Source organism: Rubritalea spongiae (assembly GCF_042652385.1).
GTDB lineage: Bacteria > Verrucomicrobiota > Verrucomicrobiia > Verrucomicrobiales > Akkermansiaceae > Rubritalea > Rubritalea spongiae.
In genome coordinates, this window is sequence record NZ_JBHSJM010000001.1 from 2332919 (window position 1) to 2346618 (window position 13700).

Genomic DNA, 13700 nt, shown 5'->3' on the forward strand with positions numbered 1-13700 from the left:
ATAGGTGAAGTGTTGCTTAGATCAACTCAGGAATAAAGGAGTTCTTGTGCTAGACTATAGCCTCCTTTCTCACTCGTTTTGTCTTTTGACTTATTGAAGAATTGTTGGATTCGTGTGTTCCCGCGTGCACATAGATAGCGGATGGTTTTTAAGGAATGTGTTGGGTTTTGTTGGAGCAAGTAATCGGTTCTTGCGCATGCGCAGCTCATGGCAAACAGCTCTGTTGCGATGTCGACATAACAGCCTAAGAGAATTTGACGTTTCTCTAACTTAGGACCGTTAACGAGCATCGCGTGAAAGAGTGCGCGGGAGAGTTTGCGAGACCACTTATTGATACTTTTGTAATGTGTCTTGAGCTCGGGGTGGGTTCTTGTGGGAATTTCTAGTGTGAGAGGTAGCCAGCGGAGCGGGTACCAGCGTGCGTAGTGAAGGCTAGCTTTGAGTGCGGCAGGAATGCGTTTGGAAAGTGGATTTCGTGAATCGATAACAGCTGCGCCTCTGCGGAGATGTGGGTCGAGAGCTTCTCGGGCAATGAAGAGCTTCATGATTTCGGAAGAACCCTCGAAGATGGTATTGATGCGGCAATCGCGCATCATGCGTTCGATGGGATCGGGAGTTTCACCTCGATTGCGCAATGAGTTGGCAGTTTCGTAGCCGCGGCCGCCTTTGATTTGCATGGTTTGGTCTACTCCGTGCCAGGCGGCTTCGGTTCCCCAGAGTTTGGCCATTGCTGCCTCGATGCGGATGTCTGCGGATTTGTCGTGATCAACTAAGGCAGAAACATAGCGTACCATTGCATCTGTAGCGAAGGCATCGGCTTGGAGGTCTGCGATTTTTTCAGCGATGGCGGCATGCTTGCCGATGGCTGCCCCCCATTGCTCTCGTTCACGGGTCCACTCTAGGGAAATTTCGAGGCAACGATCGAGGGCTCCAGAGCAGGCGGCAGGCAATGTCAGTCGGCCAGTATTGAGAGTTGTTAGGGCAACTTTGAGACCCTTGCCTTCGGTGAGTACAATATTCTCTTTAGGGATTTTTACATTGGTGAATCGGATGACACCGTTGTAAAGCGCGCGCAGTCCCATGAAATGACAACGGGTGACGATTTCTACTCCAGGCCAGGTGGTGTCAACGATGAAGGCGGTGACTGCGTAGGGCTTTTCGGGCAATGGCGTTTTTGCCATGACGACGATGTGGGAGGCTTTGAGGCCATTGGTACACCAGAGCTTTTCGCCATTTAAGAGATAGTGTGTGCTTTCAGCGTTTAGCTCAGCAGTGGTTGCCATTTTTGCAGGATCTGAACCGACATTTTTTTCGGTGAGTGCGAATGCCGAGACTTGCCCTTTCGCAAAGAGTGGGAGGAATTTTTGTTTTTGCTGTTCTGTTCCGAAAACGATGAGCGGCTGAGGTACTCCGATCGATTGGTGTGCGGAGAGTAGGGCGGTTAGGTTGCCGCAATGTGCTCCTAACAATTTTGCTGCACGCGAGTAGTTTGTTTGGGAGAGCCCTAGGCCTCCATATTTTTGGGGTATCTTAATTCCAAACGCGCCGAGTTTGCCGAGCCCTTGAAAAACTGCGTCGGGGATTTCGCCGTTTTGGTCGATACTGTCGGGGTCAGTGTGTTCCTTTAAAAAGGTGCTGAGCTGTTCAAGAAAGACGTCGCCTTGCTCTCGATCTTCTCGGGATTGTTCAGGAAAGGGGACAAGTCGAGAAAGTTTAGATTGGCCCATGAAGAGTGAACCAGCGAAACCGCTAATTTCACGTGAATCGCGTGAGTCTTCTGCCATTTCTAGTGCAGCACGTTGGCCAGCGCTCATGCTAGAGGTGTCTATAAGGGATTTTTCAGACATGATGTTAGATTTGGTTAGTCTTCGTAAAAAGAGCGAGAGAGGAGTTGTGTGTCGTGTGCATAACGGAGTGGACCACCACGGAAGGGCGCATAGCCTGTACCCATGACCATTGCGAAGTCGATTTCAGCTGCACTCGCAGCCACACCTTCATCGAGACACATGGCAGCTTCTTTACTCATGAGTGTAACTAGGTCGTTTTGGATTTCGCAGCGTGAGCTATCTGGGGTGGTACTAGGCTGAATGGATGGGTTTTCGTGAGTTTTGCCATTATTGTAGAGGTAGAATCCGGCATTGGATTTTCGGCCTAAAAGGTTTCTCGACATGAGTTTGTTAAGAATCGGAGGGACTTTCATGCGATCGGGGAAGGCCTCGGAGAGGGTTTTGGCAACATGTTGGGCTACATCGATTCCAATTTCGTCGAGTAATCTGAGTGGACCCATTGGCATGCCGAAATCTAACATCGCTTTGTCGATGGTTTCTGGTGGATGACCTTCAGAGAAAAGTTCACCAGCACGTACAAGGTAGGGAAGCAGGATGCGATTGACGACGAAACCTGGAGAGTCGGTTACTACAACGGGCAGCTTACCGATAACTTGGACAAAGTTTACAGCTGATGCTAGTGTCTCATCTGAAGTTGTTTTAGTCCGCACTACTTCCACGAGTTTCATGCGTGGGACTGGATTGAAAAAATGAATGCCAATGAGACGTTCGGGGTGGCTAATGCTGTCTGCGAGTTGATGGATGGGAAGTGCTGAGGTGTTTGTTGCGAGAATGGTGGAGGGATCCGATTTTTCTGATAGTTGGGTGAAGATTTTCTTTTTCAACTCAAGGTCTTCAGTGGCGGCTTCTATGATAAGGTCTTTGCCGCAGAGAGAATTGTTGTGGCTCGTTGCTTGAATGCGGTCGAGGCCGGCTTGGGCGTCGATTTTACTCAAAATGCGTTTTTGGGTTGCTGACTCGTAGAGTTTTTCGATGGAGGAGATGCCCTTAGTTAGGGCTTGTTCATCGATGTCTTTGAGTAAGACTTTACGTTTTTTTGTAGAGAGCCAGTAGGCAATACCTGAGCCCATGACTCCTGCTCCGAGAACTGCGATGTTGTTAAGTGGTCTAGCTTCCGAGCCAGCGATCTTCAGTTTTTTTGCGTGTTCAGTTTGGAAAAACAGATTGAGTAAGCACTTTGACTCAGGAGTTTGACTTAGTTCGGAGATGGCTTCTCGTTCATTGCTTAGGCTTTGCTCTAGGCCGGTACGTACTCCATCACAAACGACTTTAAGTGCTAGGTTGAGCGCTGGATAGAGACCTTGCGTTTTTTTGAAGAGTGAGTCGGACGCTTTTTTTCGGATGAGCGCTACTGAAAGCGGATTATGTTCTAAGAGGTAGAGCTGATGTTCGCGTTTTGGTCGGGTGTGGAAGCTTGCTGCATATTCTCGCAGTTTTTCAGGTGGGCAGACGGCGTCGACGATTCCTTTGTGTTGAGCTGCATCAGCTTTGAGAATTTTGCCAGAGAGAATAAGAGGAAGAGCGTTCGGGAGCCCAATGAGCATGGGGAGACGGGTGGAACCTCCCCATGCGGGCAAGATGCCGAGTTGAGTTTCTGGGAGGCCAATGCGAGTACAACTGGCATCGGAAGCAATTCGATAGTCACAGGCAAGAGCGAGTTCTAATCCGCCGCCGAGACAAGCTCCGTGAATGGCCGCTATGGTCGTGAGGTGGAGTGATTCAAGTTTGTTGAAGACTTTCTGACCGAGATGAATGAGTTCTAACAACGATTTGTCATCGGCTGAGGAGAGAGTTTTAAGGTCGGCACCTGCGATGAAAATGTTTGGTTTCGCTGACTGAATGACTAGAGCTGATAGAGCGGAGATTTTAGAAATTCCATCGAGTAGGGCATCGAGTTCGAGTAAGATGTCTTTATCGAAAATATTAGCAGATGCATTTTCTCGGTCAAAGGTGAGTCGTGCGATGTTTTGTTCAGTAGTGAGATGGATGTTCATCGTTATGAAATCCTTTCTATCCAAAGTGCGGCACCTTGACCTCCGCCGACGCAGAGGGTGGTGAGAGCTAAGGTTTGGTTACGTTGTTTGAGTTGATCGAGGGCTGTTAGGACGAGTCGCGCTCCGCTTGCACCAACTGGGTGTCCAAGAGCGATTGCGCCGCCGCGGAGATTGAGTTTGTCGAGCGGGATGGTGCCAAGTGGAGCGTCTAAGCCTGCTTTTTTGGCGAGAGAGATTGAGTTGGACGCTTTAATGCAGGCGAGAACTTGAGCAGCAAAGGCCTCATTGATTTCTATGAGATCAGCATCGTTTAGATGGGTTTTAGTTTCGGAAAAGAGGCGTTGCATAGCGAAGAGTGGTCCGAGCCCCATGCGTGAAGGGTCGCAGCCGGCATAAGCGTAGCCGCTCAATTTTCCGATGGGTTCGAGCCCTAGTTGTTTGCCTCTGTCTTCTGAACCGACGAGTAAGACAGCTGAGCCGTCGGTGATTTGTGAGCTGTTTCCGGCGGTGACTGTTCCTGTATTTTTTTCAAAAACGGGGCGCAGCTTCGCGAGCTTTTCAGGAGTCGAGTCGGAACGAATGCCGTCATCAGAGCTGATCGCATTTCCTTTGGTGTAAATGGGGGCGATTTCATTATTTAAAGCATCTTTTGAAGCTAGAGATTTGGCGTGTGAGTTAGATGCAAATATGTCCTGATCTTCTCGGCTGATGTCATACTCGCGCGCTAACAGCTCTGCGGTTTGGCCCATATTCTTACCTGATACGGGATCGGTGAGGCCTAGTCTTAGACCGATTAGTGGTGAGAAGTCGTTTGGCCGAAAGTGCAGAGCGGCTTTGAGTTTTTGTGGAAGGCTTTGCGCTTTATTGAGTTTTGCGAACTTTTCGACCGCTGATTTTTGATAGAGAACGGGGGCGTTCGACATGCTTTCGACTCCTCCTACAACGAAGAATTCACCTTTTCCTGCCAGTACACGTTCGTAGGCTGTGGTGATAGCTTCCATGCCGCTGGCGCAGTTTCTGTGGACGGTGGATGCGATGACGTGTTCGGGAATGCCTGCGCGGAGGGCGATGACTCGTGCGATGTTCGCTGCATTGGCCGGCTGGCAGACACAGCCAAGTATGACTTCATCTAGTTCTGCTGAGTCAAAGTTAGAATCTGCTAGAAGCGCAGAAACTGCATGTTTTCCCAAGTCAGTAGCTTCTAAATGAGAGAGGGATCCTCCCATTTTGGTGAAGGCTGTACGTGAGGTTTGGTAGATGTAGAGCATGGTGTTTAATTGGTGGGTCGGTTATCGATGAGCTTTTGCTCTTTGAGCTCTTTGCCCACGCCTTGCAGTTCACGCATTTTTTCCCAGCTGTGGAAGGTGATCGAATTCGCACTGAGTTCTGTTTTGTTGCGAATACGTCGGGAGATTTGATCATACAGCGCCTGTTGCTCGCCGGAGTTCATGGCAACGGCGTGGATGTGAATTTCATCGAGTGAGAGAGGGTCATCGTTTTCTTTACGCAGTTCCACTTGCCAGGCGCCGACGCCATCGGTGTCATCGAGAATGTGTTCAAGTTGGCTGAAATCGACGAGGGTACCTTTAAGTTTGTTAATTTTGAGTCGTTTAATGTCTGAGACTCTGGAGATTTGTCCGAGAAGTCTCGGGCATGTGCGGCCGCAATGGGGACAAGGATCGTAGGTAATTCCTCTATCGGTAATGTCTCCTGTGCGGTAGCGGAGGACGATGGATCCGCGGGAGTTGAGCGGGGTGAAAACGATTTCTCCAGGGTGGCCATCGGGGACGCGTTCGCCGGTATCAGGGTCGATAATTTCGATGAATGCGAGGTCGGGATAGAGGTGGAAGCCGGAGGGGTCCTTTCCCTTGGGTGGACAGCATTCTGAGAAAGCCATTTTTGCTTCGGTGAAGCCATAAGTAGAGATCACGTCAACTTCTGGTGACCCCATTTTCGCGCATAGTTGCTTGAGTTTTCGGCGCATGCCGAGTGGGACTTTTTCACCACCTAAGACGAGTCGTTTGAGATTGGTCCATTGCATTCCTTCTGATGCGGCATGTTGAAGCATGTGGTAGAGGAAGGTGGGCATGGCGATGATGGCATCGGGCTGGATTTTATTGATTACCTTAGTGTTTCCCGATGTGCCCATCACTTTTCCACCACCAGTACTGAGGGTGAAGCATGTGTTTCCTAAGGCTGCGTACCATGCTTGCCAAAAGGCGAGGTGTGGGGCGAATGGGAAGGCATTGATTACACGGAAATCAGAGGGAGCATTGCAGAGTTGCATGAGGCGCAGCCCGCTGGTTTCAAGGTTCGCTAGATCGTGTTTGGTGAAGAGGAAAGGAACGGGCTCGGCGGAGCGTCCAGTGGTGGAAGTCATATGAATGGGGCGGAGCTCTTCAGCGAGAGCTTGCTTCACTCCTTTTGGGCCGTGGCGGAATAGTTTAAGAATCGTGCCGAGCTGTTTCTTGAGGACTCTTTCATCAGGGATAATGACGAAGTCACGGGTTTCACCGAGGTCACTTTTGGTGGTGAAAGGAATTTTGGTAAGATCTTCTGTGCTTTTGATCGAATCCGCAGTGAGACCGTGTTCTGTGAACAATTTCCCGTAATAGGCCGAGAAGGGGAGGACTCGGTCTTTGAGAAAGCTGTGGAGAAGTGCGGACTGACGTTTTTTTATTTCGTTAGGCGACGCGCTTTCCCACCAAGGGTTTCTCGGTGGTTTCATCATCGTTTATGGGTTTGGGAGTGAGGAGTTTTTGGATGTCTGGGAGAACTTCGTGAGTTTTCTGGCGGCCGAGTTCAATGAACTGTTCGAACTGGTGGTATTGGTGCCACTCGCTGCCACGTGAGATCGGGCGAATGGTGATGTCGGCTCGTAAGCAGGAGTCGTGTGCCATGCGGATTTGCGATGCGCGGAGTGAGCGGCGGAGGTTGTCGATTATGTTGCCAGGAGCGCCGGGATTGATTTTGTTTCCGAGCTGGGTGATTGCTTTTTGCCACCAAGATTGGACTTCTTCTTGTCGGTCGTCTTCGGCTGTAGTTGAGGCGCTGAGGTGGGTGTCAATTTCTTCCAAGGTTGGAATGGTACTGACTGCGATGACGTGATCGACCTCTGTGAATTTCGATAAGGCTCCAACTGGTACTGGGTCGACAACACCTCCATCGGTACAGCGCATGCCATTGATTTCGACTGGTACTATGATTCCTGGCATGGCGCAGGAGGCGTGGACGGCGTCGAGAATAGATCCTGAGCGGAAAACGATACGTTCGTAGGTGTCGAGATTGGCGGAGATGACGAGGAGCTTGCGATTTAATTCTTCAAAGGTGGATGCACCGATGGATCTGGCGAGCTGTGCTTTTACTTTATTGCCATAAAAGACTCCGCGAATGGGAGGGATGACGGGGTCGGCAAGTTTACGCATCGTGGTTGGATCTTGCATTTCGGCGGCGAGTTTGAGCATTTGTTCAGCGTTGTGACCGGTTGCCCAGAGCGAGCCGATGTAGGCGCCCATGCTGGAACCTGCGATGGCGTGAATGGGGATGTTATTTTCTTCTAAAACTTGGAGTACTCCGACGTGTGCCAGCGATTTTGCACCACCACAGGAAAGAGCGAGGCCGAGACGAGCGGGTCGTGTTTTGATAGAAGGTTCCGCGGGTTTCTTATTTTCACGAACTATCCAAGGAAGCTTATTTTTAAGGAAGCTGACAATGGTGTTTTTTACGGTGTTAGAGTATGGCGGGTGGAGGCTCATGGTGGATAAAAGTGAAATGAGTAATTTTTAATATAAAATCTTATTGGTTTATTATCAAGGTGTTTCGTTAGTTTTGAGTGTTAGGGGGAGGATTGTCGCAATAATGGGAGCCACTTGATTTAATTGTTAGGATGATCTGATGTTTTTGCGTGATCTCTGAATTTCTTAAGTTTAGTTTGTCTGAATGAATGAGAAACCCATTGCACGTCGCCCATTTTTACAGACCGCTATCGGAGCGGGCTTAGCTACTTCTATTGCTATAGGCCAGGAGCGAGCGGATACTAAAAATGGGAAAAAGCTTGGTTGGGCGATTGTGGGATTGAGCCGCTTGAGCGAGAATCGAATCGGTCCTGCATTTTTAAAAACTAAGAATGCGCGGCTGGCGGGTATTGTTACGGGTACTCCAGAGAAGGCGAAGATTTGGCAGAAAAAGTACGATGTGCCTGACAGTGGAGTGTATAATTATGATGATTTCGACAAGATCTTTGAGAATCCAGAGATCGATGTGGTTTATATCGTTTTGCCGAATTCGATGCATCGTGAATTTACCGTGCGAGCAGCGAAAGCTGGGAAGCATGTGTATGTGGAGAAGCCAATGGCGACGAACTCCGAGGAATGTAGAGAAATGATCCAAGCTTGTGAGAAAGCTAGAGTTCAATTGGGGGTGGCATATCGATTACAGTTTGAGCCGCACCATATGGAAATGATGCGATTTGCAAAGGAAAGTGTGTTTGGAGATGTACGACACTTGGACGCTGGATTCTGTTTCAAGATGCGTGATGATACTGGCTGGCGTCTGAAAAAGGATCTCGGCGGTGGTGCATTGCTCGATGTCGGGGTCTACATCATTCAAGCGGCTCGTTATATCTTCGGTGAGGAGCCTGTGACTGTGAGTGCGCTCGAGACGAAAACTGATCTAGAGAAGTTTGCTGAGGTCGACGAGACGACTACGTGGACGATGCAGTTCCCATCAGGTAAGACGGCAAACTTGATTTCGTCTTTTAATTTAGGTGGTTACAATCGGATGACCGTTTTTGCTGATAAGGGAAGATTTGGGATGGAGCCGTGCTTTGGAACGAGAGGACAGAAAGGGTGGACTTCTAACCCTGATGTTCCTTTAGAGTTCCCACAGACTGACCATTTTGAGATACAAATCGATTTGTTTTCACAAGCGATTCTTGATGGGAAAGATTGGATGGTAGATGGTAGGGAGGGACTGCGTGATCACTTGGTGATGGATGCGATTTTTAAATCGGTGGCAAGCAGTAAGGCTGAAAGTGTTGGGGAGGTTTGAGATTGCTCTCAATCTATAGAAAAAGCCGCACCTCGTGAGACGAAGTGCGGCTTAGAAATTTAGATGATAGATAGTTAGTTTAGGTTGTGGATGCTCCACGTGCCATGACAACTTTTCCTGTGCGGACCGTTTCGATGATTTCGAAGCCGGTAAACATCTTGATGGCGGCATCGAGCTTCGAGCTGTCTCCAGAGATCATAGCGATCATGGACTCAGGAGTGAGGTCGACGGTCTTGCCATTGAAGTGATCAATGACTTGAAGTGCTGCGGTACGAGTTTCGGTGTCTTGAACGAGCATTTTCACAAGCATGAGCTCTTTGACTACGGAGTCATCAGCTTCGTGCTGAATACAGTGAATGACGTCGATGAGCTTGGAAACTTGCTTGATGATTTGTTCCAGGCCATTGGAGTGGCCAGTGATGCCAATCGTCATACGTGAAAAGCGATCGTCACGGCCTTCAGAGACAACGAGTGAATCGATGTTAAATCCACGGCGCGCGAACACCTGGGTGATACGCATGAGCACACCAGGGGTGTTATTGACGAACACTGAGAGTGTGTGGCTGCTTTGGTCTGAGCTTGGTTCTGTTGGGGTGTCCGAAGTAACAATATTTTTAGACATATTCTAAAATAGTTGAGATTATTAGTGAGAGAGAGACCTAGGTGGAACCGGTTGGTTTCGCCATTTTATGCTTTGGTGGCTCGGTGATCATATCTTCGAGTGCGGCTCCAGCGGGGATCATTGGGAAGACGTTATCCGTTTTCACGCACTCGGCATTGATTAGGATGGGGCCATCATTGTACTCGAGCGCTTGTTTGACCATGCGTTCGACATCAGCGGGGCGCTTAATGTTAATGGCCTTGATGCCGTATGCTTGAGCGAGCTTTACGAAGTCCGGGTTACCCTCGAGGTCTACCCCAGAGAGGCGGTCTTCGAAGAAGAGTTCTTGCCATTGGCGAACCATTCCGAGGTAGTGGTTATTGAGAACCACGATCTTGATGGGTAGCTTGTGAATCGCAGCAGTGGCGAGTTCAAAAAGAGTCATTTGGAAGCCGCCATCACCGCAGAAGGTAATGACTTGGCGATCAGGGCAGGCAAAGGCTGCACCGATAGCGGCAGGGAAACCAAAGCCCATCGTGCCTGCACCGCCTGAGCTGAGCCAGGAATGCGTTTTGGCATTGCGGTAGAATTGAGCTGCCCACATCTGATGCTGGCCAACGTCTGTAGTGACGATAGCGCCTCCTTGAGTTTGCTTATCAAATTCGTCGATAACCTGCTGCATGCGGAGTCCGCCTTGCTTGCGGTAGCTGAGTGGGTACTTCTTCTTATAACCATCGAGGTGTTCGTTCCACTCGGTGTGTTTCGCAGGTTCGATTTCTTTAAGGAGTTCGATGAGAGCCGCTTTGGCATCACCTACGATTTCAACATCTGGGCTGATCATTTTGTTCATTTCAGCGGCGTCGATGTCGATGTGGATGATCTTGGCGTCAGCGCAGAATCTATCAGGCTGGCCAATAATACGATCGTCAAAACGAGAACCGATGTTGAGCAAGAGATCACATTCAACGACAGCTTTATTCGCGTATGCGGTGCCGTGCATGCCGAGCATGCCGAGTGAAAGAGGGTGGCGCTCAGGGAGAGTGCCCTTACCAAGGAGTGTCGTGGTGAACGGACAGTCGAGTGTTTCCACAAGCTTGAGAAGCTCTTCTTGAGAGCGTGCGATCATAGAGCCTTGGCCAGCTAGAATAAGTGGACGTTTGGCTTTCTTAATAAGCTTAGCTGCTTTTGAAATCGCTGCAGTGTCGATATTGAAGGCGGCTTCAGGATTGTAGCCAGGAAGGTCGAACTCTTCAGCCTTCTTGTCTTTTAGTTTACCTGTGAATGGCGCGGAACTGATATCTTTTGGGATATCGATGAGTACTGCACCTGGGCGACCAGACGTGGCGATATGGAATGCTTCGCGGGCGATGCGTGGCAGAGCATTTGTATCTTTAACCAAGTAGTTGTGCTTCACGACAGGAATCGTGATGCCGAAGATATCTGCTTCTTGGAAGGCGTCTTTACCGAGCATCCAAGTGACTTGCTGACCGCAGATGATGATCATTGGAACAGAGTCCATCTGAGCGGTCATGAGACCAGTGATGGTATTTCCTGCGCCAGGGCCGGAAGTTACGAGAACAACTGCTGGCTTGCCAGTAGCACGAGCATAGCCGTCAGCCATGTGGCATGCGCCTTGTTCGTGACGCGCGAGAACGAATTGAATCTTAGATTTGACGGTCTCGAGAGCATCGAAAATAGGGATCGCGGCACCTCCAGAGTATCCGAAGATGTATTCTACACCCAAGTCATCGAGTGTTTTAATGAGAGCCTGTGCTCCGTCTAATTGTTGCTTGGCCATAATGAAAATGGAGTTGTTTAGGGGAAGTTGGCACCATTTTTAGAATAGTAAACTCGAAAGTGACTTAAATTCTGGTAAAAAAGGTGAATTGCGGGGTTTTTGTCTGTGAAAGTTGTTTTTATTATTGGAAGTTTTGGGTTGGTGTTGATTTGGGTTTTTGAAATTACCGTCTTTTAGGTGAATGTGGATGGTTTGCCTGAGTGGCGGCGTGGAAGTTTTGATTGTATGAAGCGAAGTGCGTGGTTTTAGGAATACTGGTTATTTAGAATAGCCGCTGTGATGGAAGAAAATACCCACTTAAGCTTTAGATTGACTCTCGTGTGGGAGAGATAGAGGATTGCCATGTGCGATTGCACCCATTCATTTTATTTTTGCTGATTTATTGTCAGGGCTCGTCTTGGGGAGCGCCTGAGAGAATGGATTTGAGCGAGGAGGATGCCGTCTGTGCTCCAGAGTCTGTGTCTTTATTTGCGATTCCAGAGACTTTGCGGAGGCTTGAACAGCAGAGGGAGCAGATGCAGGCTGAGCTTGAGTTGTTGCCGGAGTTGGACCCAGTACTGCAAAATGATGCCTTTGGGTATCATGGCGGGTATCTTCCAGCGCTTGAAACACTGCCCGAGGAGCCGCGTTGGACTGTCGATGTGCGGTTTTACAAGAAGGCTCCGATCAAGAAAGTGGTTCTTGTGCCTGCGGTGGATCGGCGCTTCAGCAAGGTTCAGAGCTACGGTTTCCCCCGTCGTTTTAGGGTGTCTCAGATAGCAGATGACGGCAGTGTGCGGGTGGTGAAGGAATGGATGTCTGAGGATTGTCCTGATCCAGGGCGGTCACCTATCGTGATTGACTTGCAGGCTCCTTGGCCCGACGCGGTGCGGCTAGAGGTATTTCGCGGAGCGATGGAGGAAGGGAAGGAGTATTTGGCTTTAGACGAGTTATTTGGGATTGCAAAGAATGAGGTGTTCAAGGCGGAGACCGTAGAGGTAAGTCGAGAGTACACCTCGCTTCCGTATTGGCATCGTAGTTTTCTCGTCGACCAGCAAACGAACTTAGGAATTCCTGTGGCGGCCGATGTGTTGGAGCGGGAGGGTTCACGCGCGAAGGATTATAGTGTCGAGTTTGAAGAAGCTCCGACAAAGCCGTGTGTGATTCATATTGATTTGGGGAGGAATCGAAGGTTGGGTTGGGTCTCCTTGTATCCAGCGAAGCCCCCGGAGGGGATTTTGATTCCTGGTTATGGATTTCCTAAGAAAGTGGAACTGAAAGTATTTCAGGATACGAAGGAACATCTGAGAAGGGTGCAGGCACCTTTGGCCCAAAGTAGTTACGAGGTGGATCCTAGTAACAATGTGCATCGTATGGCTGGATACAATCGACTGGGGAGGTGGATTGAAATCACGGTGAGTGATTTTCCTGAGCACAATGGGCGACGGGTGTTTTCGTTGGGAGAGATTTTAGTTGGAAATGCGGGGGAGACCTATCGCGTGAAGGAGGTGTGGCTAGAGGGCTTTCCGCAAGGTGCGGAGCAGGGGTCGGAACAGCTGATCGATCTTATGTCGAACGGGAAGCCGGCGATGTTTCTACAAGAATGGTTGTTGAAACTTCGCGATAGAGAGGAACTGAGTAGACGTCTGCAGCGACATACGGCTTGGATAGAGGAGCTCAATGGGCGTTGGGATCAGTTTTTTGAACGCATGAGGGTGGGTGTTGTGGTGGCGCTGGTGTTGATAGCTTTGAGCATTGCGGTGATCGCGATTGTGCAGCGGGTTCGTGCAGTGCGGAAAATGCGTTACCAAATTAGTCGCGACTTGCATGACGATGTTGGCGGGACACTGGGCAGTATAGCGCTGGTGGCGGAAGAGATAGGAAGCTCGGGCAAGGGGGACAAAACGCTACAAGGAGATGTGGAGGAGTTGGTGCTGCTGTCGAGGGAGGCGTTCGTGTCGCTGCGTGAAGTGATCTGGTTGACGGACAAGTCGACGATTCGCTTACCTGAGCTGCTAGAGCGCTTGGAGGAACGCTGTCAGCGGATGCTGCGTGGAGTAGATCTGTCGGTGGAAAGGGAAGGAGAGTTTCCTGATCTCGTCGTCTCATTGACGTATAAGCGTCATTTATTGCTATTTTTTCGCGAGGTGATTTCGAATTGTGCCCGGCATTCGGGGGCGAAGAAGGTCTCTCTCGTGTTCAAGACGGATGAAGGTCTGTTGACGATTTCGCTTGAGGACGATGGCTGTGGTTTTGATCCTGAACGTTCCTTTAAAGGATGGGGACTGAAGAGTTTGAAGAAACGAGCAGATGAGATGCAGGGGGAAATGCTATTGAAGTCGTCACCAGGAGGCGGCACCTTGATTGTGCTGTCAGTGCCATTACGTCTGCTTACCAGTAAGCTGGTTTCTAGTTACCAAACCTCGAATTAA

At 49.6% G+C, this 13700-nt stretch carries 9 protein-coding genes; 2 read left to right on the top strand and 7 right to left on the bottom strand.

All coding sequences use genetic code 11. The features are described 5' to 3' along the window. Positions 1–26 precede the first annotated feature (26 nt). From ACFPK9_RS10470 to ACFPK9_RS10490, 5 genes are read right to left on the bottom strand one after another with little or no spacing between them, the layout of a single operon-like run. The gene (locus ACFPK9_RS10470) at positions 27–1847 is read right to left on the bottom strand and encodes an acyl-CoA dehydrogenase family protein (RefSeq protein WP_377094830.1); all 1821 of its coding nucleotides are present in this window, start codon (positions 1845–1847) and stop codon (positions 27–29) included. A gap of 14 nt (positions 1848–1861) precedes the next feature. Continuing rightward, positions 1862–3841 (bottom strand): 3-hydroxyacyl-CoA dehydrogenase NAD-binding domain-containing protein, encoded by a 1980-nt coding sequence (locus ACFPK9_RS10475; RefSeq protein ID WP_377094831.1) that lies wholly within the window; start codon positions 3839–3841, stop codon positions 1862–1864. Between the two features lie 2 nt (positions 3842–3843). Next, on the bottom strand, positions 3844–5109 hold the full coding sequence (locus ACFPK9_RS10480; RefSeq protein ID WP_377094833.1) for a thiolase family protein: 1266 nt from the start codon (positions 5107–5109) through the stop codon (positions 3844–3846). Positions 5110–5114: 5 nt separating this feature from the next. After that, positions 5115–6572, bottom strand: a complete 1458-nt coding sequence (locus ACFPK9_RS10485; protein WP_377094834.1) for a phenylacetate--CoA ligase family protein — start codon at positions 6570–6572, stop codon at positions 5115–5117. Beyond that, positions 6526–7596: a patatin-like phospholipase family protein gene (locus ACFPK9_RS10490; protein WP_377094835.1), complete on the bottom strand. Its 1071-nt coding sequence runs from the start codon at positions 7594–7596 to the stop codon at positions 6526–6528. The genes ACFPK9_RS10485 and ACFPK9_RS10490 overlap by 47 nt, the downstream gene beginning before the upstream one ends. A gap of 184 nt (positions 7597–7780) precedes the next feature. On the opposite strand from ACFPK9_RS10490, the gene ACFPK9_RS10495 reads away from it, so the two are divergent. Beyond that, a complete protein-coding gene (locus ACFPK9_RS10495; RefSeq protein WP_377094836.1) occupies positions 7781–8890 on the top strand; it encodes a Gfo/Idh/MocA family protein in 1110 nt (369 codons plus the stop codon). Between the two features lie 79 nt (positions 8891–8969). On the opposite strand, the gene ilvN is transcribed toward ACFPK9_RS10495, so the two are convergent. Further along, positions 8970–9512 (bottom strand): acetolactate synthase small subunit, encoded by a 543-nt coding sequence (gene ilvN / locus ACFPK9_RS10500; protein ID WP_377094837.1) that lies wholly within the window; start codon positions 9510–9512, stop codon positions 8970–8972. 37 nt (positions 9513–9549) lie between these two features. Then, a complete protein-coding gene (gene ilvB, locus ACFPK9_RS10505) occupies positions 9550–11289 on the bottom strand; it encodes a biosynthetic-type acetolactate synthase large subunit (protein WP_377094838.1) in 1740 nt (579 codons plus the stop codon). A 416-nt stretch (positions 11290–11705) separates the two neighbouring features. Here ilvB and ACFPK9_RS10510 point away from each other — a divergent pair, with 416 nt between their 5' ends. After that, positions 11706–13700 (top strand): sensor histidine kinase, encoded by a 1995-nt coding sequence (locus ACFPK9_RS10510; RefSeq protein ID WP_377094839.1) that lies wholly within the window; start codon positions 11706–11708, stop codon positions 13698–13700.